The following is a 21,705-nucleotide window of genomic DNA, read 5'->3' on the forward strand; positions in this document are numbered from 1 at the left end:
GCCCGGTTGTATTGGCTGAGTGCATTCTCCCGCCGCGAGCAGCGCTGTCTGAAGCAGCAACCCGGTCGGCCCCGAAGATCGCTGGGACCGACCGGTTTTTGATCGCAAGGCCACCGCCCCCGCCGTCGACCCGAACACACTGTCTTGCCGAATGCCGGACCGTCGACGAGAATGCATCTGGGCATGCAAACGTCGAGAAGGCCCCTGCCCCAGTGCATTCTCGTGGTGCGTGAGCGGATGCTGCTGGCTGCGGATGTCCGGAAATGCCGCGGACAGCGCTGACCGAACCGGCCAGTGCGGCGCGGCGGAAGGTCAACTGGCCGAGCAGGTTCGAGGCCGGTCGACCCTTCCATCAGGTGTCTAAGTAGCCGAGTTCAGTGCGGTATTCTGCGACGCTGCCACCATCGTGCGCTCGTACGACGCGAAACGTGGGAAGCCGGGACAATCAATCGGTGTGGGCGCAGGCTTTCGGCCATCTCGTACACATTCGCAGGGGTGACTCGCCAGCGCTTCGCGGACTTGTATTCAAAGTCGACGGTGATCTGATGGTCGCCCCGGGTAACTTGTATCCGACATAGCTTCCAGTCTCGCTTGCCAGGCACTGACATCGCGGCGCGCAGTTGGATCGCTCGATCAAGGACGTCAAAGCCCCCGGGGCTTGCTCCTTTCCAGCTCCCGTCCTCGGCGTAGGCATAGCCGTACATGCTCTCGCCGCGGTCAAGGTTGACAACCAAAGTGAAAGCACTCCAACGGGTATCCAGGTATTCCGGATCCCCCAGTACAAGTCCGCCAATGGAAACGAGAATTTCGGAAGCGTCCTCGAGCTCAAAGGCCGGATCGGTCATGATTGGAGTTCCCCACCACAGTTGTGCTGGCGGCCTGGAGCCCCCAGTGATCTTCAGTCGGAGCCTACAGCGCCGAACAAAACCTGCATATGTCACCGACGCACTGTCATGCCGCTGACCGCTCGGTTCCGGCGATACGGAGCGGCAGATCTGCGATCTGTCCGCAGCGGTACATGATCGTGGGATGCCTCTGGACCGACTACGAAGTCGGATGTCCCTGGGCGGAAATCGAATTCACCTGCGACGATCTAGTCCGGACCTTTGCTGGCGTCGTCGAGCTGGACCACATGCCTGAGCTGATCAGCACACTGACGAGCTTGAGTGTGTACGGCACTGTCGAGCTGCATGCTTCCGACGGGCAGGTCCGCCGCAGTCATCTCACGCCCTGACGTAGCCGAATGCCGTGCACTGCCCGCGCATTCCCTGGTGCGGATACCCTGTCGCTGGGCATCTCGCGGCAGGGACTTGCCGAATACGCTGCGTATCATGCCAGCCCACGCGGTTAGATCGGGATGTGAAGGTCCACGGTCATCACGGCGGCTCGGTTCTCGATTTCGACGGCTTCTGCGGCGAAGTCGAAGGCGGTGTGGAGAACGGCTTGGATCTGACCGTCGCGCTCGGGACCGAATTCGATCTGCGTTACGTCGACGGGGCAGTGGCCGCCACCGAGGTAGACAGATGCGTCAATGAAGCCGTCTTCGGGATTGACCGGGAAGGTGAAGGTACGTCTACTCAGCTCGGACAGGTTCTGCGCAGGGATCTGGATGAAGTCCAGTTGCAGGGAGGTCTCGATGATCTCTGGACCTGATGCACCGATGCAGAACGTGCTCGGGTCGTATCGGTCACTGGCGGAGAACGTGGCCAAAGGCACTGTGATGCTCCATGTTTCGGCGGCCGGATCGGTCGTATCGGCAGGCCAGTAGCGGATGATTCCGGGGCGAGGCGCCAGAAACTCGTCGGAGAACACGAACACGAGATACCAGGTTGCCACAAGCTGATCTCGCACTCTCCGCTGCCACACGACGTCAATCGGCCAATTCCATTGCCTTAGTGCGAGATCGGCACTGTTTGGACGCCTGACCGCGGCCCGGCACGGGAAGTACACATGCCGGTGGTCGCCTGGTTCGGACGGCAGCGGTCAGCTACCGGCCTCGCGCTTGGCATGAAGGCACCACCACACTGCGCCGGCGAGGGTTAAGGCGCTCGAGATGACGACAAACGCTGCACCGTAATGGAAGTGGGGCACACGGGGCAGGGGTTTCTCGGGTTTCTCGTATAGGGGGCCGGTGTCGGTCCAGGCCAGGACGAATCCGACTACGGTGTTGAAGGCGAGGGCTAGGACCTCGGTGCAGGCCAGGGCCAGTACGGCCAGCAGTTTGCCTGGGGTTTGGACTCTTTCCAGCAGCAGGAGCGTTGATCCGAGCAGTAGTACGGCGCCGACTATCAGGGCCGGCAGCCAGGGGGTGTGGTAGTGGTCGGCGATGGTTTTCAGCGTCTCTGGTCCCGTGGAACGCCGAGGATCGACCAGTGGCAGGTAGATGCTGGTCAGCAGCCCGAGGGCCCCGGCTCCGAGGAGCGTCCGGGCGATCGTGCGCTGGGAGACCTCGTCGGTACCGAAGAGTGGCCGCCACCGCGTTCGTGCAGTGTTCTCGTCGCTCGCCATGATCGGAGTTTGCCAAACACCTGCGGCTCAATGCGGCAACCGATCTCACTCGGCCGCGCTGGGCGGGGGGCCTACGTGGTAACGGGTGGCGGTGGGGGCTAGGCGCATGCCGTGGCCGTGGGGGTCGGCGTCGCTGTTGCCTCGGGGGGGCTATGCGGCCGTCTTCTACTCGGGGGGCGCCTTCGACGAGGAGGGGTTCTAGGCGGGCGTGGTCTATGAACCATTCGATGTGGCGGAGGCGGGGGATGGCGGCGGCGATGCTGGCGTGGAGGGAGGGGGCGCAGTGGGCGGAGATGTCGCGGTGGTGGGCGGCGGCGAGGGCGGCGGCGTGGCGGAAGCCGGTGTAGCCGCCGCAGCGGGTGACGTCGAGTTGCAGGCAGTCGACGGAGTCGAGGAGGCGGACGGCGTCGGTGGCGGTGCAGATGTATTCGCCGGCGGTGACTTCGCAGCGCACCGCGTCGCGCACCAGGCGCAGGCCGGCGGGGTCGTCGCTGGTGACCGGTTCCTCGAACCAGGTGACGCCGAGGCGGTCCAGTTCGTGGCCCATGCGGCGGGCCTCGCCGGGACCGTACGCGCCGTTGGCGTCGACCATGATCCGGGTGTTCGAGCCGACGAGCTTGTCCACCAGGCCGATTCGCTCCAGGTCCCGCCGCGGATCGATCCCGATCTTGATCTTCACGCCGGTGCAGCCCGCGGACTGCCAGTCCATCACCTGTTCGGCGAGTTCGTCGTCGGTGAGGTTCACGAAGCCGCCCGACCCGTACACCGCCGTCGCGTCCCGCACCTTGCCGAACAGGGTGGGCAGCGGCAGTTCCAGCAGTCGCGCCTTCAGATCCCACAGCGCGATGTCGACCGCGCTGATCGCGTGCGCCACCACACCGGAGGTCCCGATATTGCGGCACGCCTTGCGCATTCGCTCCCACAGGTCCGGAATGTCTTCGGGCGAACAGCCGCGCAGCAGCGGCGCGAGGTGCTGTTCGATGACGGTGGCGGCGGCCGGGGAACTGTAGGTCCAGCCCAGCCCGCGTTCGTAGTCGGCGAGCACGGTCACCACGACGGCCGTGGTGGCGTCCCAGCTCAGGGTGCCGTCCGCTTCCGGATGCGGTGTGGGGAATCGGTAGACCTCGACGGCGACGTCGTCGATGGTGGGAATGCTGTTCATGGGAGACCGCCTCGCAGGGCATCGGCCAGCAGTTCGACCGTATGCCGCGGCCGGATCGCGGGCAGGAAGTGGCGGACCTGGGTGCGGCAGCTGAACCCGTCCGCCAGGATCGCCGCGTCGGGGGACGCGGCGCGCAGCGCGGGCAGGAGCTGGTCCTGCGCGCAGGCGACGGACACGTCGTAGTGCCCGCGTTCGAAACCGAAATTGCCCGCCAGGCCACAGCATCCGGCATCCAGCAGCTCGACCTCGGCGCCGGTGGCCCGCAGCAGGTCCCGATCCCGCTCGGAGCCCAGAATAGCGTGCTGATGGCAATGCGGCTGGACCACAATGGGTCCGGCGATCGTGGGCGGACGCCATTCCGGCGCGCGTTCGGCCAGCAGTTCGGCCAGGGTGCGGACCTGGCCGGCGAGCCGGTGGGCGTCCTCGTCGCCGCCGAGCAGCTCGGGCAGGTCCGAACGGAACACCGCCGCACAGCTGGGCTCCAGGACCACGATCGGAATCCCTTCGCGCAGTGCGGGTTCCAGCACCCGAAGGGTCCGGTTCAACACCCGCTTCGCTGTCGGGAGCTGACCGGTCGAGATCCAGGTCAGCCCGCAGCACACGGTGCGCCGCGGAACATCGACCGAAAATCCCGCGGCGGTCAGCACCAGCGCCGCGGCCTCGGCGATGGCTGGTTCGAAATTATTGGTGAAGGTATCGGGCCACAACAGCACGCGGCCGTGCGGCGCGGCAACGGAATCCGCCGCAGCGGTGAAGGTTCGGGTGAACCTGCGCGCGGTGAAGCGCGGCAGCTCACGCCGCACATCGATCCCACCCAGCCGGGCGATCAGCCCCCGCAGACCTGGCGTGTGGGTGAGTGCATTGGCCAGCGGCGCGGCCGTGGTGGCCAGCCGCGCCCACAGCGGGATCCACCCCATGGAGTAGTGCGCCATCGGCCGCAGCCGACGGTGATAGTGGTGCGACAGGAACTCGGCCTTGTACGTCGCCATATCCACATCGACGGGACAGTCGCTGCGACATCCCTTGCAGGACAGGCACAGATCCAATGCGTCGCGCACCTCGGTGGAGCGCCAGCCGTCGGTGATGACATCACCCTCGAGCATCTCGAACAGCAGCCGCGCCCGCCCGCGCGTGGAATGCTCCTCCTCGCGGGTGGCCCGGTAGCTCGGGCACATGACACCGCCGTGATCGCCCCGGCACTTACCCACTCCGACACAGCGATTGGCGGCATGGCTGAACCGGTGGCCGTCCTCGGGATACGCGAAGTGCGTCACCGTCTCCCACGGTCGATACGAAACGCCTTGCCGCAGATCTCCATCCAACGGCCGCGGATCCACGATCTTGCCCGGATTCATCCGATTGCGCGGATCGAACAGCCGCTTCACCTCACCGAAAGCCTCGACCACCCGATCCCCGAACATGATCGGCAGCAACTCGGCCCGGGACTGACCATCGCCGTGCTCACCCGACAGCGATCCGCCGTACGCGACGACGAGATGCGCACTGTCCCGCACGAACCGGCGATAGGTCGCGATCCCCTCGGCGGTGCGCAGATCGAACGGTATGCGGGTGTGCACGCAGCCGTGGCCGAAATGGCCATAGAGGGAACTGGATTCGTAGCCGCAGGCATCCAGCAGACGCTCGAAATCGCGCAGATAGTCGCCGAGCCGGTCGGGCGGCACCGCCGCATCCTCCCAGCCCTCATGGGTTTCCGGCCCGTCGGGCGGGTAGGCGGTCGCGCCCAGTCCGGCCTCACGCGCAGACCACAATTGCGCCTCGCGCTCGGGGTCGTCGAGCAGAATGCCGTGCACGTCCTCGCGACCGGAGAACTCGTCGAGCATGGCGTGGGCGCGGGCGTCGGCCTCCTCGGTGGAGTCCCCGTCGAATTGCGCCATCAGCCAGCCCTTCCCGTCGGGTAGCTGCCCGATGGCACGGTCGGCGAGATGCCGCATGTGTTCGAGCTGCACCAGCCGGTGGTCCAGCCCCTCGAGCGCGGCCGGGTCGTGGGCGAGGACCGCGGGCACCGAGTCGGCGGCGGCGTAGATATCGGGGAAACCAAGCACCACCAGCGCCTTCGCCGCCGGCACGGGCACCAGCTCCAACTCGGCGCGCAACACGGTCACCAACGTCGACTTGCTGCCGACCAGGAACTTCGCGGCATCCGGATTCCGGTCGGGCAGCAGCGAATCCAGGTTGTAGCCCGAGACCCGCCGTCAACCAGGTCACCTGGGAGCTGCGCGCCATGGGCGGCGCACCGAAATTCGAGCAGTCCCAGACCCTTCCGGAGATCTCCTACGCCGAGGTCGCCCGCGCCGCGGGCCTGGCGGCGATCGAGGTCGACGACGGCGAATCGGTCGCGTCCGCCTGGCGGGCCGCGCTGGCCGCGGATCGCCCGGTGCTGCTGGACATCCACACCGATCCGGAGGTCCCGCCGATCCCGCCGCACGCCACCTGGGAGCAGATGAAGGCCACCGCCGAGGCGGTGCTACACGGCGACCCCGGCGGCTGGCACCTGATCGCCCAGGGCGCGAAAACCAAAGCGCAGGAATTCATCCCGACCAGGGAAACCTGACCTATATCCGACCGGAGAAACCTGACCGACCTGGAAGCCATCATTTCTTCGGCACCAGAATGCCGGTCAGGTCGGCCTCGCGGATCGGCGTATCCGGATTGGCCTGCGCCCGGCACATGAGATCGATGGCGGCGATGGACGCGTCCACCTGGTTCGCGTCCGGCGTCGGGGTCACCTTGGTGTCCTGCTCCAGATACTTGCGCACCGTGATGCGCTGGGTGTTCTCGTCCTGCGTGGTGAATTCGCTGCACGGCGTGTTGCCGCCCTTGTTGGTGATCTCCTTGGCCTGCTCACAGGCTCCGAGCAGGGCCGTCGCGCACAGGGCCGCGACCACCAGGGACAGTCGGTATCGGCGTGTCATGAGCTTCCTCCTCGGCCGTGGATCCGTCGCCCCGGCGGGGTGGATCCTTCGGCCTGGCAATGCCCGGTCCGCCGCCGGTCAAACAGTGTGACGAAACCGTCTGGGGTGGTGGCTGTTTCGTATCCGAACTCGCGGGTAGGTCCGGGATGTCCCAGTAATCGATACGGGAGGTACATCCCATGTCCGAGCACGATAAGACCGGTCCCCGCGAAGGCGCGGAAGGCGTTGTCGAGGGAGTCAAGGGCAAGGTCAAGGAGGCCGCGGGCGCGGTCTTCGGCAATGACGACCTGCGCGATGAGGGCCGCGCCCAGCAGGAGAAGGCGGAGGCCCAGCGCGATGCCGCGAAGAAGGAGGCCCAGGCCGAGAAGGACCGGGCCGCGGCCGCGGCTCAGGAAGCGCGGCAGCGCGCACAACAGAATCGGTGAGGGGCGCTCGCTCATGGTCAGCCAGAACGGCACCGATGTGATCGACCTGCTGCTCGCGCAGCACGGTCAGATCAAGAACGCCCTGGAATCGGTGCGCACCGCCACCGGAGCCGACAAGCAACGCGGCTTCGATGATCTGGTGCGACTGCTCGCGGTCCACGAGGCCGCCGAGGAGGAGGTCGTGCATCCCGCGGCCCGAATGCACAAGGTCGCCGACGAGATCGTCGACAACCGCCTGCACGAGGAGGACGAGGCCAAGCACGTGCTGTCCGAACTCGCCGAACTCGGTGTGGATCACGCCGAGTTCGACGCCAAATTCCGCGAATTCGCCGCAAAGGTGGTCGAACACGCGGAAATGGAGGAGAAGGAGGAGTTCAGCCAGCTGCTCACCCATGCCTCCCCGCAGGAGCGGGTCAGCCTGGCGAGCGTCGTGCGCTTCGCCGAGGCGCTGGCACCCACTCGTCCCCATCCCGGATTCGGCGAATCCGCGGCGGCCAACCTGTTGGCCGGCCCGCCGCTGGCGGTCTTCGACCGCATTCGTGACGCCATCCGGGACTGGCGCCGCCAGAGCGGCGACGCCTGATCGCGGCAGGGCCGCTCAGGACTCGAATGGGCCGGTGGCCGAAAAGGTCACCGGCCCGCCGGTTTTCGATCGGTTACCCAGAGGAGGCCACTCATGACCGAGAACCAGCAACAACCGCGCACGCACGAGGACGAAGGCATCGAGGACGGCGTCAATATGGTCGGCGTCGTGCTGTGGCTGCTCGGCGTGGTGGCTTTGGCACTGGCCCTCGTCGCCGGCGGATACGGCTTCGCCGGCTGGGCGCTGGTGGCCGGAATCGCCTGTGGCCTGCTGTGTTCGGCGGGCACCGCGGTGCTCGCGCTGGAATGGCGTCGCCGCCATCGCCGTCCGCCCCAATCCAATCGATATGTACGGCAAGGGCATTGACCCGTACATCAAGGGCAGTGAGATCCAATGACGCAGAAAGCCAGAGGCCGCGGCGAACGACTGCGCGGCCGGCACCACCGGAACGAGGGCCGGGCTTCGGCCGTGTGGCCCGAACCCAGCCCACTGCAGGACTGGTGGGAGACGGTCATGTTCGGGCCGGGACCGGTACCGGACTGGAAACCCATGGACTCGAATTTGTCACCGGATAGCTGAATACCCGGCCGGGGCGCGGGTAGGGCTCGAATGTGGGCCTACGGAGTTCGCGCCCACAGCCGAAATCCAGATCCCTGAAGGAGGTTTCGCCATGCCCGACCCGAAGAACCCGGGTCAGTTCGGCAACCGGCCCGATACCCAGGAACAAGCCAGCAAGGGCGGTAAGGCCAGCAGCGGCAGCTTCGGCTCCGAGCACGGAGCCGACCCCCGCGAAGCCGGCCGCAAGGGCGCCGCGGCACAACCGACCGCCGCGAAAGCCCAGGGCGGCCACCGCAGCCACGGCGGCAAGTGATGCCCCGGTGGTTCAGTGATACCGCAGAGGTCGACTGAGACCGCCGTGGTGACCAGATAGTCGGAGAGAGCCGGGCCGGGTGGAGCTTCCACCCGGCCCGGTTCCTATCCGGGACCGGAAAACCAAGGAGGACAACGGATATGACAATCGCAGGACACGAGAAGATGACCGCGCGCGACATCATGACGCCGGACTGCCAATGCGTGCGCTCCAGCGACAGCGTGCTCGACGCGGCACGCAAGCTAGCCGAACTCGACGTCGGAGCGCTCCCGATCTGCGGCGAGGACAACCGGCTGAAGGGCATGCTGACAGACCGCGACATCGTGGTGAAAGTGGTGGCGCAGCGCAAGGATCCGATCGGCATCAATGCCGGGGACCTGGCCGAGGGCGTGCCGATCGTGGCCCAGGCCGACGACGGCGTGGAGCGGGTGGCGCAGCTGATGGCCGAGCATCGGGTGCGACGGCTGCCGGTGCTCGACCGGACCGAACTGGTGGGCATCATCGCGCAGGCCGATCTCGCCCGGGCGCTGGAAAATCGGGCCTCCGGTGAGGTCGTCGAAGCGATCTCACAGGAATGACCCGATAGTCCATCCGTGCGCGGGTGCGGCCGGAATCAGTCCGGCTGTACCCGCGCGGCGTATTCGCGGGCGCGACGCCGCGCGACCTTCCGGCGCTCACGCGCCACGTCGGCCGCGTGCTCGCCGCGGTGGCGAGCGGCCTCGGCCAGATGACCGCCCTTGTCGCGGGCGACCTCGGCCAACTGTTCGCCGCGATCGCGAGCGACCTCGGCCAATTGTTCGCCGCGGTCGCGGGCGACCTCGGCCAGGTGACCACCCTTGTCAAGGGCGGTTTCCGCGAACTGTCCGCCCTTGTCCCGCGCGGTCTCGGCCAGCTGTCCACCCTTCTCGCGCGTCACCTCGGCGACCTGCCCGCCCTTGTCGCGTGCGACCTCGGCGAGCTGTCCGCCCTTGTCGCGCAACGCTTCCCAGACTTCGGGCGCGTGCGCCGCGACATTCTCCGCGAGTTCGGCGGCCGAGCTCTTGCCGTGATCGCGGGTGCGGTGGGCAGCCCGGCGGGCGCGCCAGCCCAGCGACGGCTTGCCCCGGGTGTCGGAGGCCGCGATGAGCAGCCCGCCGAGCAGGCCGGCGTCCCGCAGGAACGCGGTCCGCACCGCGGTCCGGCGCTCGCGATCGGGCTCGTTCCAGAAGTCGTGCTCGATGAGCGCGACCGGAACGGTGGTGGCGGCCAGCACGAGGGAGGCCAGCCGGGGCGCCTTGCCCAGCGCGAGCAGCACGCCCCCGCCGACCCGGATCGCGGCGGTGGCCCGCACCACCTGCGCCGGGTCGGAGGGCAGGTTCCCGGCCACCCGGTCGGGCAGGACCCGTTGTCCCTGCTGGACCAGGGTGGTCGCGGACTTCACGCGCGTCTCCGGATTGGTCAGGGTCTCGACCCCGTCCACGATGAAGGCGGTGGCCAGCAGTGGATATCCCACACGTCGGAACATGTGTATTCCTTTCCGGGAGAGCAGGAATCAGTAATAGTGCGTCCGGCCGCCGATCGGCCGACCGGCCGCGCCGAGGATCCAGAACACCGCGCCGACGATCATCAGGATGATGCCGATGGTGGTCAGGATCGGGATGCCGAAGATGATCCCGCAGATCAGCAGGATCAAGCCCAGGATGAGCATGAGAACCCCTTTGGTAGGGCGGTTGTGACAGTCCCGCATTTCCCGGCATACCGGCACTGAAACCCGGGTATGCGAGCCGAACCCCGGAAAGGGAGGTCGAATCATGCCCGCAAAGGAGCACACCGCTGCCAGATCCGCCGGTGACGGCCGCGCGGAGACGAAAACCGAACAGCTGGACCGCAATTGGAACTTCCTGATCCAGGAGCTGCGCGTGGTACAGACCGGCGTACAGTTGCTGACCGGATTCCTGCTGACCCTGCCGTTCCAGAACCGGTTCACCGGTCTGTCGCAGCCGATGCGCTGGCTCTACCTGGGCACCGTCGCGGCCTCGGTGGGCGCGACGGTGTGCCTGATCGCGCCGGTGGCCGCGCATCGAATGCTGTTCCGGCGGCATCGAATCGCCAAGGTGGTCGTCTCGGCGCACCGCTACGCCTTCGGGTCTGGGATTGCTGGGACTGGCGCTGACCGGCGTCGTGATTCTCATCTTCGACACCGTCGCGGGCGGCGTAGCGGCGGTCATCGTGGGCGTATCGGTCGCCTGCCTGTTCCTCTGGGTGTGGTTGCTGCACCCGTGGCGTCAGCGCCGAGGGCAGGCCAGCTGAAAATGATTGCGATTACGGGGTGGCCGTCGCGGCGGCACCGTGACAGACTGGGGAAAGGTTGAGAACGCAGCCGCCCTATTTCGGGAGGCTTGGTATGTCAACAATTTCGATTGTGCCCGGTCGGTTCGCGGAGGAATTTCCGCCCGTCACGCCGAAACTCGGGTCCTCTCCCGGCAGTACCCGTGCTCACAGCGTCGAATCGCTGGATTGCGTGGTCGTGCAGGTCGACGGCGAACTGGATATCACCGGTCTCGACGCCTTCCGCCGGGCGCTGCACTTCGCCATCTCCGGTGGCGCGCCGAAGGTCGTCGTCGACCTGCGCCGCACCCGATTCCTGAGTCTGCGCAATGCCTGCGCCCTGGCCGAGGCGATCGACCGGGCACGGTCCGAGGATATCGAGACCCATCTGCTGACCCGCAGCCGTCAGATCGAACGGGCGCTGGAGGTCACCGGCGCCCGGGCCCGGGCCGAGCGGACCGTGGTCTCGCATCGGTCGTGAGGCACCGGAACGTGGCGGTGGCATTCGAAACCGTGGTGCCGCGCCACCCGCCGGTGGCGCGCGAAACCGCAGTGGCACAGCATATTCGGCCACGGCGATGCGATTTCGCGCGCACCGCGGGGCCCGCGAGCGGATACTCGGATTGTGACAACGGGCGTGAACGCATCCGAGGACGACTCGCGGGCCTTCGAGAAGGTGCTCGGCGACAGAGACGCCCTGAGCGTGGGGAGTTTTCGCTTCTGGTTCGCCGACCAGCGCTGGGAATGGTCGGACGAAGTGGCGCTGATGCACGGGCACCGGCCCGGTGCGGTGCACCCCACTACCGAACTACTGCTGGCCCACAAGCATCCCGACGATCGAGCGCAGGTCGCGAGCATATTGGCCCGGTCGGTGGAGACCGGCGAGCCGTTCTCGAGCCGGCACCGCATCGTGGACACCCGGGGCGCCGTGCACGAGGTCATCGTGGTCGGTGACACCATGACCGACGACGCGGGCAAGGTCATCGGGACCACCGGCTATTACGTCGATGTGACCGGCGCCCTGGCCGAGGAGCGGCAGGAGGTGCTCAACGAGACCCTGCCCGAGCTGTACGCCGCGCGCGCGGTCATCGAACAGGCCAAGGGCGCGTTGATGGTGATCTACGGAATCGACGCCGAGCAGGCGTTTCGCGTGCTGATCTGGCGGTCCCAGGAGACCAACACCAAGCTGCGGCTACTGGCCGGTCAGTTGGTGGAAGAGCTGCGTGACCTGGGCGACGCCCCGGCGACGCTGCGCTCGCGATTCGACCATTTGCTGCTCACGGTGCACGAACGCGTGCGCGAAGACTGACCCGCCGTGTTACTCCCTGGTTTTACTGGGTACGCGGCCAACGAAACGTGATCGCGGAGTATTGGATTCGGACGGTGGTGGGTGATGACTAGACCGCCGAGGGGGCGTCGGCCCCGGAGTAACGGACTACCGGGTGTCGGAGTGTTGCACGATAGAGAGGTGAACAGGTACATCGACGGTGCCGAATCCGAGCTGCAGGCCCGGTCGGGAGAACTGGAGCTGCGGGTGCCGGCGCGCATGGAGCAGTTGTCGATGCTGCGCGCCCTGGCCGAAACCGTCATGCTGACAGCGGATTTCACCATCGACATGGTGATCGACATGCGGGTGGCCCTCGATGAGGTGGCCACCTCGATGATCCTGAGCGCGGTGCCGGGGGCGTGGGTGGATTGCGCGTTCCGCTACGACCCGCGGCAGATCACCGTCGAGGTGGCGTCCGTGCTGGAAACGGATGGGGCGTTGGAGGGTAACAGTTTCGGCAGGGAATTCCTGGAAACCTTGACAGATTCGATGGAATCGACGATAAGTGCTTTCGATCCCGTCCTGAGTGGGTACCCCGTAGTAGTGCACCTGAGGCGACTACGGAGTGAGGACGATGACGGGTGACAGTTACGACGATATCGAGCCGCTGCTGAAGGAACTGGCGATCGCGGTTGAGAAGGACGATCCGAGCCAGGACCGATTACGTGAGGAGGCGATCGGTCGCTGTCTGCCCCTGGCCGAACACATCGCGCGCAAGTTTTCCGGTCGTGGCGAACCCTACGAAGATCTCCTGCAGGTGGCGCGGGTCGGATTGGTCGTCTCCATCGACCGCTTCGATGTGACCCGCGGATCCCGGTTCCTGTCCTTCGCGGTGCCGACCATCATGGGCGAGGTGCGTCGCTATTTCCGCGACGGCACCTGGGCCGTGCGGGTGCCGCGGCGGATCAAGGAAATCCAGCTGCGCCTGGGCACCACCATCGAGAGACTGGCCCAGGGCCTGGGGCGGATGCCCACCGCGCGGGAGATCGCTGCGGAACTGGGTGTGGACCGGGCGGAGATCACCCAGGCCATGCTGGCCGCCAACGCCTATCAGAGCTCCTCGCTCGAGGCCGCCATGCCCGACGGCGGTGAGAACGCACCGCTATCGCTGCTCGACGCGCTCGGCGAGGACGAACCCAACTATGAACTGGTCGACCAGTATCTGGCCGTCCGACCGCATTTGGCCGAGCTACCCGACCGGGAGCGGCAAGTGCTGGTGCTGCGCTTCTTCGAGGGCAAGACCCAAGCGCAGATCGCCGCGCATCTGGGCGTCTCACAGATGCATATCTCCCGGATTCTCACCAAGACTCTCAGCGGGCTACGCGAAGCGGCCCTGAAGGATTGAGAGCTGCCCTGCGGGATTGAGCAAACAGTCCCCGGGGCTCCCCATCGGGTCCATCCCGCGCAATGAGGTGTAGTCACCCGGCGCGAGGGTATGGCGGTGCGGAGACCACCGCCAGGAGAGGAGCCCGCATGGATGACGCGCCGAACCCCAAACAGCGGCAACTCGATTCGCATCGGGTCGATCGCCGGACCGGCTACCTGACCACCCAGCAGGGTGTCCGGGTCGACAGCACCGACGACTCGGTGCAGGTCGGAGAGCGCGGTCCCACCCTGCTGCAGGATTTCCACGCGCGCGAGAAGATCACGCATTTCGATCACGAGCGGATACCCGAGCGGGTGGTGCATGCGCGCGGGGCCGGGGCCTACGGGTATTTCCGGCCCTATGCCAAATGGCTGGAGCAGTACACCACCGCGCGGTTCCTGATCGATCCCGACGTGCAGACGCCGGTGTTCGTGCGGTTCTCCACCGTCGCCGGGTCGAGGGGTTCCGCCGACACCGTCCGCGATGTGCGCGGTTTCGCGACCAAGTTCTATACCGCCGAGGGCAATTACGACCTGGTGGGCAACAACTTCCCGGTGTTCTTCATCCAGGACGGCATCAAGTTTCCCGATTTCGTCCACGCGGTGAAACCCGAGCCGCACAACGAGATTCCGCAGGCCGCGTCGGCGCACGACACGCTGTGGGATTTCGTGGGTGAGCAGCCCGAGACGCTGCACGCCATCATGTGGCTGATGTCGGATCGCGCGCTGCCGCGCAGCTTCCGGATGATGCAGGGCTTCGGCGTGCACACCTTCCGGCTGCTCGACCGCGACGGCGCGGCCACCTTCGTGAAGTTCCACTGGACGCCGAAACTGGGTGTGCACTCGCTGCTGTGGGACGAGTGCCAGCAGATCGCGGGGCGCGATCCGGACTTCCACCGGCGCGACCTGTGGGACGCCATCGAGGCCGGCGACTATCCCGAGTGGGAGCTGGGTGTGCAGCTGATTCCCGAGGAGCAGGAGTTCGGCTTCGACTTCGATCTGCTGGACGCGACGAAACTCGTTCCCGAGGAACAGATTCCGGTGCGGCCGGTCGGATCCCTGGTGCTGAACCGCAATCCCGACAACTTCTTCGCCGAGACCGAGCAGGTGGCCTTCCACACCGCCAATCTGGTGCCCGGCATAGATTTCACCGACGACCCGCTGCTGCAGCTGCGCAACTTCTCCTATCTCGACACTCAGCTGATCCGTTTGGGCGGACCGAATTTCGCGCAGCTGCCGATCAACCGCCCGGTCGCCGACGTCCGCAACCATCAGCAGGACGGATACGGCCAGCACGAGATCCCGCGCGGTGAGGCGGCCTACACGAAGAACACCATCGGCGGGGGCTGCCCGATGATCGCCGGGGACGGGGCCATGCGCCATTACGCGGAACCGTTGTACGGCATGCCGGTTCGGCAGCGCGCCGAATCCTTCCGCGAGTACTACAACCAGCCGCGCATGTTCTGGCGCAGCATGTCCGAACCCGAGGCCGACCATATCGTCGCCGCCTTCGCCTTCGAACTGGGCAAGGTGGAGCGCCCGGCCATCCGGACCCGGGTGCTCGAACGGCTCGGCAGCATCGACCCCGACCTGGCGGTGCGGGTGGCCGCCGAACTCGGCCTGCCCGCGCTCGGCGACGGCTCGGAGGTATCGGACGGGATCATCTCGCCCGCACTGTCGCAGCTGACGAAGGCGGCCGGCACCGTGGCGACCCGCAAGGTCGCGATCCTGACCGCCGACGGCGCGGACGCCCCCGGAATCCGCAGCGTGCGCACGTGGCTCACCGATCGCGGCGTAGTCCCGGAAGTCATTGCGCCACACGGTGGCTCACTCATCGAGCAGGGCGATACCAACGAAACGCTCCCGGTGCAGCGCGCGCTGCCGACGGTGTCCTCGGTCCTCTACGACGGCGTGATCGTCGCGGGCGGCGCCGACGCCGCCGACACCCTGGTGCGCACCGGCGCGGCCGTGCATTTCGTGCTCGAGGCCTTCAAACACGCCAAACCCATCGGTGGTTTCGGCGCTGGCCTGACCGTGCTGCGCACCGCCGGCATCACCGGACAGCTGCCCCTCGACACCGAGCTGGCCGCCGAGAACGGGGTGGTCCTCACCTCGGCGTCCGGGGCCCGCGTGCCGGAGAAGTTCGTCGAGGTGTTCTCCGAAGTCCTTGCCCGGCATCGAGTCTGGCGTCGCCGCACGGCGATCGTGCCCGCCTGACTTCACAGCGCCACGGTCCGGCCTCCCCGCTCGCCTGCTCGGCCGGGCCGTGGCCTCGGGGGCCGCGCGGATCAGCCCGCGCCGCCCGCTCCCGGAGCAGGATCGATCAGAATCCGGCGAGCCCGGAGGCCAGGTCGGGTAGCCGCAGGGCCTGAACGGCCGCGTCGTGGACGTCGGGGCACTGCTGCTTCATCACCGTGTCGACGATCGAGCGGTTGCGCATGATCGCGACATTGACGCCGTTGTTGCGCAGCGCCCAGTCCTGCACGGTGCTGTTCAGGGATAGCCGGCCCGCGCCGGGATCTTCGGCCCGCCAGGTGTCCACATGCGGAGAGATCATGTCGCACAGCTGTTTCGCCGAGTCGGCGGTCACGGTCGGGCCACCGGAATTCTGATCCGGCGCGCCGGTCCCCGGCACGCCGGGTGCGGTGCTGTTGGCGCAGCCGGCCGCGAGCACGAGGGCGACCAGGGGAGCCGCGAGCAGTGTCATCCCGCCGGATCGACCGAATGCGGTGAGCGCGCGGGCGAGCAGGGCCACCCGGTCGCCGCGGGCGGCGAAACAGCGGGCGGCCGCGCGGCCGATGCCCGCGCTCGCACCGGTGATGACAATGGTTTTCGCGGTGTCGGTCACGATGAATCCTTCCCGGGTACCACGCTGAGCGATTACCACGGCAGCGCACGGGTAACCGCCCGGCATGGTCACCATCGGGTACTTCCTTGCCAGCGAACAGTTCGGTCCGCGTGAACTCGTGGACCAGGCGCGGCGGGCCGAGCAGGCCGGGTTCGAGCGCCTGTGGATCTCCGATCACTTCCATCCGTGGAACGACGCGCAGGGCAACAGCCCCTTCGTGTGGGGCACCATCGGGGCGCTCTCGGAGGCGGTCGCGTTGCCGATCACGACCGCGGTCACCTGCCCGCTCGTGCGCATCCACCCGGCGATCATCGCCCAGGCCGCCGCGACCGCGGCGGTGCAGTGCGAGGGCCGGTTCGTGCTCGGGCTCGGCAGCGGTGAGGCGTTGAACGAACACATCTTCGGCGACCCGTGGCCGAACGCGCCCACCCGGCTGCGCATGCTCGAGGAGGCCGTCGGGCTGATCCGGCGGCTGCATCTGGGCGGCGTGGTCAACCACGACGGCGAGTTCTATCAGGTGCGCGACGCGCGCATCTACACGCTGCCCGACGAACCGGTCCCCATCTACATCTCGGGTTTCGGACCGCGGTCGACGCGGCTGGCGGCCCGGATCGGCGACGGCTACTGCACGGCCATGCCCGACAAGGAGCTGGTCGAGTTGTTCCGCGCGGAGGGCGGCGGGGGCAAACCGGTGCAGGCGGGGACGAAGGTCAGCTGGTCGCCCGACGAGGACAGCGGCCTCGAATACGCGCAACGGCTGTGGGCCAGTGACCTGCTGCCGGGTCAGCTCGGTCAAACCCTGCCCCGCCCAGCCGATTTCGAGGCGGCCACCCAGTTGGTGAGCCAGCGGGCGGTGGCCACGAGCATCGCGTCGGGTCCGGATCTGGACCTGCACATCACCCAGTTGCGCGAGTTCGTCGACGCCGGGGTGGACGAGCTCTACGTCCAGCAGATCGGCCCCGATCTCAACGGCTTCTTCGAGGTCTACGAGAAGGAAGTTCTTCCCGCCTTGCGCTGACCGGGCCCGCGTTTGCTCGCATCGGCACCGGGTATCGCGAGGCCATGCCTAAGGAATGGACTGACAAACAGGAGCGACAGTACGAGCACGTCAAGGAATCCGCCGAGGACCGGGGCGAGAGCACCCGCCGGGCGAAGGAGATCGCCGCACGTACCGTCAACAAGAATCGCGCGCAGGCTGGGCAGACCAAGACCGCCAGCCGCACGTCGGTGCGGGACAAGTCGCCGCAGCAGCGCGGCGGGCAGCGCTCCCACACCCGCAGCAAGGGACCGACCCGCGACCAGCTCTACAACGAGGCCAGGCAGCGCAATATCAAGGGCCGCTCGGGTATGAGCAAGGCGGAGCTGGCCCATGCGCTCGGCAAGGACTGATCGAGCTCTCGGCAACGACCGAGGTTTCGGCAGGGACTGATCGCCTCGGCGAGAACTGGACACAACCGCATGACCGCCACCATCGACGAGCTGCTGCACGCGCTCACCCGCGCGGTGAACACCCTGGCGGACAACGATATTCGCTTCGCGGTGGCGGGCGGCTGCGCGGTGTACGCGCGCGGCGGGCCCGTCTCCGACCACGACGTCGACCTGTTCATCAAGCCCGAGGACATCGGCCGCGCGCGAACGGCCTTGGTGCGCGGCGGATTACGGCTGTCCGAACCGCCGGAGGATTGGCTCACCAAGGCCTATGCCGACGACACGCTCGTGGATCTGATCTATCGCCCCAATAATCGCGAGGTCACCGACGAGATGCTCGACCGCGCCGAGGTCATGCGCATCGGCCCCACGATCGCGCCGGTGATCAGCGGCACCGATCTCATGGTCGACAAGCTGCTCGTCTTCGACGCCCACCGCCTGGATCTGAGCCCGCTGCTGCGCACCGCCCGCGATCTGCGCGAACAGGTCGACTGGCCGTCGGTGATCGAGCAGACCAGCCATTCGCCCTATGCCCGAGCCTTTCTCGGCCTGCTGGCCGATCTGAACGTGATCGAGGAGTCCCCCCGATGAACCACAGCGCCGACTATCTCATCGCCCGGCTGCGCCGCGTCCTGCACGAGGACGCGCGCACCGCCGAACTCGGCATCGAGGTGATGGTGAGCGGCCTGGTCGTGTCCCTGGCCGGCCGGGTGCACAGCGACGAGGCCCGCGAGCACATCGAAGCCGTTGTGCGCGAGTCGCTTCCGGGCTTCGCCGTGCACAACGAGATCCAGGTGCAGGAGCCGAGCCCGCCGCGCTCGGTGGAGGATCTCAGCCTGGAAGCGCCGGGCGAATGAGGATCGCGGCGGTCGGCGACGTCCACCTCGGGGACGAGTCCCGGGGCCTGTTCCGTCCCGCGCTGGCGGATCTGCCCGAGCGCGCGGATGTGCTGCTGCTGGCCGGGGATCTGACCCGCTGCGGGACCGTCGAGGAGGCGCGCGTCGTCGGGGCGGAGTTCGCCAACCTCGGCGTGCCGGTGGTGGCGGTGCTCGGCAATCACGACCATCACGGCGACGTTCCCGAGCAGATCGCCGAAATTCTCTGCGATCACGGCATTCTCGTGCTGGAGGGGACCACGGCCACCATCGACGCCGGTGGTGAATCGCTCGGTATCGCGGGCACGATCGGCTTCGGCGGCGGTTTCGCCGGGCATTCGGGCAGCGCCTTCGGCGAGCGCATGATGCGCGATTTCATCGGCCGCACGGCGACTCTCGCCGATGCCCTGCGTTCCGGGCTGGACAGCCTGCACACCGATGTCAAGGTGGCGCTGACCCACTACTCCCCCGTTCCCGACACCCTGCGCGGCGAACCGCGCGAGATCTATCCGTTCCTCGGCTCGTATCTGCTCGCCGAGGCCATCGACGACGCCGGGGCCGATCTGGCCCTGCACGGCCACGCGCACGCGGGCACCGAGCACGGCGAGACGCCGGGAGGCGTCCCGGTCCGCAATGTCGCCCAGCCGGTCCTCGGCGCGGCCTACGCGATCTACCGGGTCAGTCCCAGCCGCGACGACAGCACCGCGCCCGCCACACCGGCCCCGGCCGCGGAGCCGAGGGCGATGGTCCAGCCCACCGGTCCCAGTGGGCGGCAACCGAAATAGGTGCACACCCCGGGAGTCATGACGACCCCGCCGAGCACCACGCCGCTGGCCACGGTCGTGATCCAGATCAGGGGGCTGGTGCGGGCGGCCAGCAGGGTCTGCGACAACTGGGCTCCGATCAGGGCGACCAGGCCGATGGTGGCGGCGCGGCGCTGCGTGCCGGTGTAGCGGCCGACCGTCCAGGCGGCCGAAGCGGCTGTGGCCGTGGTGATTCCGCGTATCGCGAGCGCGCGGGGCAGATCGGTGCCCAACTGCGCGGGCGGGATCTCGGCCAGTTTCGCGGCCCGGTGCTCGGCGCGGGTCTCGACATCGACCGACGGGTCCTCGGCGGTACCGGATCCGCTGCGGGACAGTGCCAATGCCAGGGCCGGGAACATATCGGTGAGCATGTTCACCAGCAGGAACTGCCGGGTGCCCAGCGGCGCCTGCCCGCCGACGGCGGTGCCGTACAGGGTGAAGCCGACCTCACCGGCATTGCCGCCCACCAGGACTCCCACCGCGTCGGTGACCCGCCGCCACATGCCGCGGCCCTCGACCAGGGCATCGAGCAGGGCGAGGGGTTCGGTCTCGGTCAACACCAGATCGGCGGCATTGCGGGCCGCGACGGAACCCGCGGCGGCCATGCCGATTCCGACATCGGCGGTGCGGATGGCGGCGGCGTCATTGGGGCCGTCACCGGTCATGGCGACGGTGTGGCCGCGCCGACGCAGGGCGGCGACGATGCGCACCTTGTGCTCGGGGTTGACCCGCGCGAACACGGCGCTGCGTTCGATGAGGTCGATCTGCCCCGAGTCGTCGAGGCGGTCGAGATCGGCGCCGGTGGTGACGCCGTCGGCGCGGATGCCGAGTTCCCGGGCGATGGCGGCGGCGGTGACCGGGTGGTCGCCGGTGATCATGCGGACCCGGATGTCATTGTCCTGCAGGACCTTCACCAGGGAGACGCTGTGCGGGCGCGGAGTATCGGCGAGCCCGAGCAGGCCGAGCAGGGTCAGCTCGCCGACCGCGTTCTCGACATCATCTGGGGCGCTGGAGAATTCGCGGCGGGCGACGACCAGGACACGCAGTCCCTGATCCGCCAGTTCGAGGACGGCACGGCGGACATCCTCGCGGCGCGCGTCGTCCAGTTCGGCGGTGCCGCCGTCGGGTTCGCGGACGGCCCGGCAGCGCGGCAGCACGATCTCGGGCGCGCCCTTCACGAGCAGGCGCATCCGGTGGCGGGTACGGCCCAGGGCGGCCGCGTAGCCGCGATTGGATTCGAAGGGGATCTGGTCGATGGGATCCCAGGAGTGGGTGTCGTCGCCGAGGTGTTCCCCGGCGGCGTCGAGGACGGCCCGGTCCGTCGCGTGCTGCGCGGGACCGTCGGCGGGATCCGGGCAGGCGCGGGCCGCGGCGCGCAACAGCCGCCGGGCATCGTGCGAATCGTCGCCGGGCTCCCACTGTCCGTGCGTGTCGGCCAGCGCGGTGAGGCGCAGCCGGCCGTGGGTGAGGGTGCCGGTCTTGTCGAAGCAGATGGTGTCGACGCGGCCCAGCGCCTCCACGGTTCGGCTGGCGCGCACCAGGACTCCGTAGCGGGACAGCCGGCGCGCCGCCGCGAGCTGGGCCACCGTCGCGACCAGCGGCAATCCCTCGGGCACCGCGGCCACCGCGACCGCGACGCCGTCGGCGATGGCCCGGCGCAGCACCTGTCCGCGCAGCCCGCCGAGCAGGGTGACCACGGAGCCGCCGGCCAGGGTCAGCGGCAGGGCGCGGTCGGTCAGTTCCCGCAATTGCGCTTGCACACCGGTCTTCTCCGGTGGCCGCGCGCCCGCGGTGGCGCGTCCGGCCTGGGTGTCGCGGCCGGTGGCGACCACGACGGCCACCGCGTCCCCGTTGACGACCGTCGCGCCTTCGAAGACCATGCAGGTCCGGTCCCCCAGCACCGCACCGGGTGTCGCGTCGGTGCCTTTGTCGACCGTGACCGATTCGCCGGTCAGGCCGGATTCGTCGACCTCGAGGTCGTAGGCGCGCAGCAGGCGGCCGTCGGCGGGGATGACATCGCCCGCGTGCAGCGCGATGAGGTCGCCGACCAGCAATTCTCCTGCAGGAACGACGTTTTCGTCCGGATCTGCGTCGTCGAGGGCATCGCGTGAGATCAGCCGTCCGACGGTTTGCTCGCGCTCCATCATGCCGTGCAGGGCGCGTTCGGCGCGCTGGCGTTGCATGGCGGACACCATGGCGTTCACGGTGAGCACCGACGACAGCAGCACCGCGTCGGAGAACGATCCGGAATCGCGGTTGCCAGCGCGCCG

General features: G+C 67.9%; 25 protein-coding genes and 1 pseudogene. 17 read left to right on the forward strand and 9 right to left on the reverse strand.

What is annotated here, in order from left to right:
• Positions 1-374: 374 nt before the first annotated feature.
• The 4 genes from ON43_RS44870 to ON43_RS17550 all read right to left on the reverse strand — a co-directional run bounded on the left by ON43_RS44870 (position 375) and on the right by ON43_RS17550 (position 5,793).
• Complete coding sequence (locus ON43_RS44870) at positions 375-845, reverse strand: hypothetical protein (protein WP_157514088.1); 471 nt, start codon at positions 843-845, stop codon at positions 375-377.
• A 502-nt stretch (positions 846-1,347) separates the two neighbouring features.
• The gene (locus ON43_RS42565) at positions 1,348-1,836 is read right to left on the reverse strand and encodes a hypothetical protein (RefSeq protein WP_051178595.1); all 489 of its coding nucleotides are present in this window, start codon (positions 1,834-1,836) and stop codon (positions 1,348-1,350) included.
• Positions 1,837-1,987: 151 nt separating this feature from the next.
• Complete coding sequence (locus tag ON43_RS43770; protein WP_086007967.1) at positions 1,988-3,670, reverse strand: enolase C-terminal domain-like protein; 1,683 nt, start codon at positions 3,668-3,670, stop codon at positions 1,988-1,990.
• On the reverse strand, positions 3,667-5,793 hold the full coding sequence (locus tag ON43_RS17550) for an FAD-binding and (Fe-S)-binding domain-containing protein (protein WP_306304974.1): 2,127 nt from the start codon (positions 5,791-5,793) through the stop codon (positions 3,667-3,669). The genes ON43_RS43770 and ON43_RS17550 overlap by 4 nt, the downstream gene beginning before the upstream one ends.
• Positions 5,794-5,912: 119 nt before the next feature.
• On the opposite strand from ON43_RS17550, the gene ON43_RS43775 reads away from it, so the two are divergent.
• Positions 5,913-6,242 (forward strand): thiamine pyrophosphate-dependent enzyme, encoded by a 330-nt coding sequence (locus ON43_RS43775; RefSeq protein ID WP_174416473.1) that lies wholly within the window; start codon positions 5,913-5,915, stop codon positions 6,240-6,242.
• 40 nt (positions 6,243-6,282) lie between these two features.
• Here the strand turns inward: ON43_RS43775 and ON43_RS17560 are convergent, their stop codons facing one another.
• The gene (locus ON43_RS17560) at positions 6,283-6,603 is read right to left on the reverse strand and encodes a hypothetical protein (RefSeq protein ID WP_040808777.1); all 321 of its coding nucleotides are present in this window, start codon (positions 6,601-6,603) and stop codon (positions 6,283-6,285) included.
• A 179-nt stretch (positions 6,604-6,782) separates the two neighbouring features.
• Here ON43_RS17560 and mbp1 point away from each other — a divergent pair, with 179 nt between their 5' ends.
• The 5 genes from mbp1 to ON43_RS17585 all read left to right on the forward strand — a co-directional run bounded on the left by mbp1 (position 6,783) and on the right by ON43_RS17585 (position 9,060).
• Positions 6,783-7,028 (forward strand): microaggregate-binding protein 1, encoded by a 246-nt coding sequence (gene mbp1, locus ON43_RS17565; RefSeq protein WP_040808780.1) that lies wholly within the window; start codon positions 6,783-6,785, stop codon positions 7,026-7,028.
• 13 nt (positions 7,029-7,041) lie between these two features.
• On the forward strand, positions 7,042-7,611 hold the full coding sequence (locus tag ON43_RS17570; RefSeq protein WP_040808782.1) for a hemerythrin domain-containing protein: 570 nt from the start codon (positions 7,042-7,044) through the stop codon (positions 7,609-7,611).
• A gap of 93 nt (positions 7,612-7,704) precedes the next feature.
• Entirely contained in the window at positions 7,705-7,977 is a 273-nt protein-coding gene (locus tag ON43_RS17575; protein WP_040808784.1) for a hypothetical protein, read from the forward strand.
• Between the two features lie 304 nt (positions 7,978-8,281).
• On the forward strand, positions 8,282-8,482 hold the full coding sequence (locus tag ON43_RS17580) for a hypothetical protein (RefSeq protein WP_040808785.1): 201 nt from the start codon (positions 8,282-8,284) through the stop codon (positions 8,480-8,482).
• A gap of 140 nt (positions 8,483-8,622) precedes the next feature.
• Positions 8,623-9,060 carry a CBS domain-containing protein gene (locus tag ON43_RS17585; RefSeq protein ID WP_245568643.1) on the forward strand — a complete coding sequence of 146 codons (438 nt, stop codon included), beginning with the start codon at positions 8,623-8,625 and terminating at the stop codon, positions 9,058-9,060.
• A 35-nt stretch (positions 9,061-9,095) separates the two neighbouring features.
• On the opposite strand, the gene ON43_RS17590 is transcribed toward ON43_RS17585, so the two are convergent.
• Together ON43_RS17590 and ON43_RS46245 are read right to left on the reverse strand one after the other, a co-directional pair.
• On the reverse strand, positions 9,096-9,986 hold the full coding sequence (locus ON43_RS17590; RefSeq protein ID WP_040808787.1) for a DoxX family protein: 891 nt from the start codon (positions 9,984-9,986) through the stop codon (positions 9,096-9,098).
• A 27-nt stretch (positions 9,987-10,013) separates the two neighbouring features.
• Complete coding sequence (locus tag ON43_RS46245) at positions 10,014-10,169, reverse strand: hypothetical protein (RefSeq protein WP_086007968.1); 156 nt, start codon at positions 10,167-10,169, stop codon at positions 10,014-10,016.
• Positions 10,170-10,272: 103 nt separating this feature from the next.
• Here ON43_RS46245 and ON43_RS17595 point away from each other — a divergent pair.
• The 6 genes and pseudogenes from ON43_RS17595 (at position 10,273) to ON43_RS17620 (ending at position 15,698) form a co-directional block, all read left to right on the forward strand.
• A pseudogene (locus ON43_RS17595) lies at positions 10,273-10,771 on the forward strand (DUF6328 family protein).
• A gap of 112 nt (positions 10,772-10,883) precedes the next feature.
• Positions 10,884-11,270 (forward strand): STAS domain-containing protein, encoded by a 387-nt coding sequence (locus ON43_RS17600; RefSeq protein WP_051178597.1) that lies wholly within the window; start codon positions 10,884-10,886, stop codon positions 11,268-11,270.
• Between the two features lie 156 nt (positions 11,271-11,426).
• Positions 11,427-12,098 (forward strand): PAS and ANTAR domain-containing protein, encoded by a 672-nt coding sequence (locus ON43_RS17605; RefSeq protein ID WP_373283453.1) that lies wholly within the window; start codon positions 11,427-11,429, stop codon positions 12,096-12,098.
• Positions 12,099-12,257: 159 nt separating this feature from the next.
• On the forward strand, positions 12,258-12,701 hold the full coding sequence (locus ON43_RS17610) for an anti-sigma factor (protein ID WP_157514090.1): 444 nt from the start codon (positions 12,258-12,260) through the stop codon (positions 12,699-12,701).
• Positions 12,691-13,461 (forward strand): RNA polymerase sigma factor SigF, encoded by a 771-nt coding sequence (locus tag ON43_RS17615; RefSeq protein WP_040808791.1) that lies wholly within the window; start codon positions 12,691-12,693, stop codon positions 13,459-13,461. The genes ON43_RS17610 and ON43_RS17615 overlap by 11 nt, the downstream gene beginning before the upstream one ends.
• Positions 13,462-13,589: 128 nt before the next feature.
• Complete coding sequence (locus tag ON43_RS17620; RefSeq protein WP_040808792.1) at positions 13,590-15,698, forward strand: catalase; 2,109 nt, start codon at positions 13,590-13,592, stop codon at positions 15,696-15,698.
• A gap of 106 nt (positions 15,699-15,804) precedes the next feature.
• Here the strand turns inward: ON43_RS17620 and ON43_RS46815 are convergent, their stop codons facing one another.
• Positions 15,805-16,329, reverse strand: a complete 525-nt coding sequence (locus ON43_RS46815) for an SDR family oxidoreductase (RefSeq protein WP_281033321.1) — start codon at positions 16,327-16,329, stop codon at positions 15,805-15,807.
• Between the two features lie 64 nt (positions 16,330-16,393).
• On the opposite strand from ON43_RS46815, the gene ON43_RS17630 reads away from it, so the two are divergent.
• The 5 genes from ON43_RS17630 (at position 16,394) to ON43_RS43785 (ending at position 19,417) form a co-directional block, all read left to right on the forward strand.
• Entirely contained in the window at positions 16,394-17,347 is a 954-nt protein-coding gene (locus tag ON43_RS17630) for a TIGR03557 family F420-dependent LLM class oxidoreductase (RefSeq protein ID WP_040808794.1), read from the forward strand.
• Between the two features lie 44 nt (positions 17,348-17,391).
• Positions 17,392-17,718 carry a hypothetical protein gene (locus ON43_RS17635; RefSeq protein WP_040808796.1) on the forward strand — a complete coding sequence of 109 codons (327 nt, stop codon included), beginning with the start codon at positions 17,392-17,394 and terminating at the stop codon, positions 17,716-17,718.
• A gap of 69 nt (positions 17,719-17,787) precedes the next feature.
• Positions 17,788-18,348, forward strand: coding sequence for a nucleotidyltransferase family protein (locus ON43_RS17640; RefSeq protein WP_040808798.1), 561 nt, complete (start codon positions 17,788-17,790; stop codon positions 18,346-18,348).
• Positions 18,345-18,614 (forward strand): BON domain-containing protein, encoded by a 270-nt coding sequence (locus ON43_RS46250; RefSeq protein WP_040808799.1) that lies wholly within the window; start codon positions 18,345-18,347, stop codon positions 18,612-18,614. The genes ON43_RS17640 and ON43_RS46250 overlap by 4 nt, the downstream gene beginning before the upstream one ends.
• The gene (locus ON43_RS43785; protein ID WP_083913498.1) at positions 18,611-19,417 is read left to right on the forward strand and encodes a metallophosphoesterase family protein; all 807 of its coding nucleotides are present in this window, start codon (positions 18,611-18,613) and stop codon (positions 19,415-19,417) included. Before ON43_RS46250 ends, ON43_RS43785 begins: the two co-directional genes overlap by 4 nt.
• Here the strand turns inward: ON43_RS43785 and ON43_RS17650 are convergent.
• Positions 19,303-21,705 (reverse strand): cation-translocating P-type ATPase (locus ON43_RS17650; RefSeq protein WP_040808814.1); only part of this gene is annotated, 2,403 nt, incomplete at its 5' end. The genes ON43_RS43785 and ON43_RS17650 overlap by 115 nt on opposite strands.

The sequence above is a fragment of the Nocardia concava NBRC 100430 genome (assembly GCF_000308815.1).
Taxonomy (GTDB): domain Bacteria; phylum Actinomycetota; class Actinomycetes; order Mycobacteriales; family Mycobacteriaceae; genus Nocardia; species Nocardia concava.

What these genes read in the sequence shown, in the direction of transcription:
- ON43_RS17635 (WP_040808796.1), top strand. Translation starts at nt 17,392, where the DNA reads ATGCCTAAGGAATGGACTGACAAACAGGAGCGACAGTACGAGCACGTC.
- ON43_RS17640 (WP_040808798.1), top strand. Translation starts at nt 17,788, where the DNA reads ATGACCGCCACCATCGACGAGCTGCTGCACGCGCTCACCCGCGCGGTG.
- ON43_RS44870 (WP_157514088.1), bottom strand. Translation starts at nt 845, where the DNA reads ATGACCGATCCGGCCTTTGAGCTCGAGGACGCTTCCGAAATTCTCGTT.
- ON43_RS17575 (WP_040808784.1), top strand. Translation starts at nt 7,705, where the DNA reads ATGACCGAGAACCAGCAACAACCGCGCACGCACGAGGACGAAGGCATC.
- ON43_RS17620 (WP_040808792.1), top strand. Translation starts at nt 13,590, where the DNA reads ATGGATGACGCGCCGAACCCCAAACAGCGGCAACTCGATTCGCATCGG.
- ON43_RS17590 (WP_040808787.1), bottom strand. Translation starts at nt 9,986, where the DNA reads ATGTTCCGACGTGTGGGATATCCACTGCTGGCCACCGCCTTCATCGTG.
- ON43_RS43775 (WP_174416473.1), top strand. Translation starts at nt 5,913, where the DNA reads ATGGGCGGCGCACCGAAATTCGAGCAGTCCCAGACCCTTCCGGAGATC.
- mbp1 (WP_040808780.1), top strand. Translation starts at nt 6,783, where the DNA reads ATGTCCGAGCACGATAAGACCGGTCCCCGCGAAGGCGCGGAAGGCGTT.
- ON43_RS43785 (WP_083913498.1), top strand. Translation starts at nt 18,611, where the DNA reads ATGAGGATCGCGGCGGTCGGCGACGTCCACCTCGGGGACGAGTCCCGG.
- ON43_RS17630 (WP_040808794.1), top strand. Translation starts at nt 16,394, where the DNA reads ATGGTCACCATCGGGTACTTCCTTGCCAGCGAACAGTTCGGTCCGCGT.
- ON43_RS17570 (WP_040808782.1), top strand. Translation starts at nt 7,042, where the DNA reads ATGGTCAGCCAGAACGGCACCGATGTGATCGACCTGCTGCTCGCGCAG.
- ON43_RS17585 (WP_245568643.1), top strand. Translation starts at nt 8,623, where the DNA reads ATGACAATCGCAGGACACGAGAAGATGACCGCGCGCGACATCATGACG.
- ON43_RS17615 (WP_040808791.1), top strand. Translation starts at nt 12,691, where the DNA reads ATGACGGGTGACAGTTACGACGATATCGAGCCGCTGCTGAAGGAACTG.
- ON43_RS46245 (WP_086007968.1), bottom strand. Translation starts at nt 10,169, where the DNA reads ATGCTCATCCTGGGCTTGATCCTGCTGATCTGCGGGATCATCTTCGGC.
- ON43_RS17560 (WP_040808777.1), bottom strand. Translation starts at nt 6,603, where the DNA reads ATGACACGCCGATACCGACTGTCCCTGGTGGTCGCGGCCCTGTGCGCG.
- ON43_RS17580 (WP_040808785.1), top strand. Translation starts at nt 8,282, where the DNA reads ATGCCCGACCCGAAGAACCCGGGTCAGTTCGGCAACCGGCCCGATACC.
- ON43_RS43770 (WP_086007967.1), bottom strand. Translation starts at nt 3,670, where the DNA reads ATGAACAGCATTCCCACCATCGACGACGTCGCCGTCGAGGTCTACCGA.
- ON43_RS46250 (WP_040808799.1), top strand. Translation starts at nt 18,345, where the DNA reads ATGAACCACAGCGCCGACTATCTCATCGCCCGGCTGCGCCGCGTCCTG.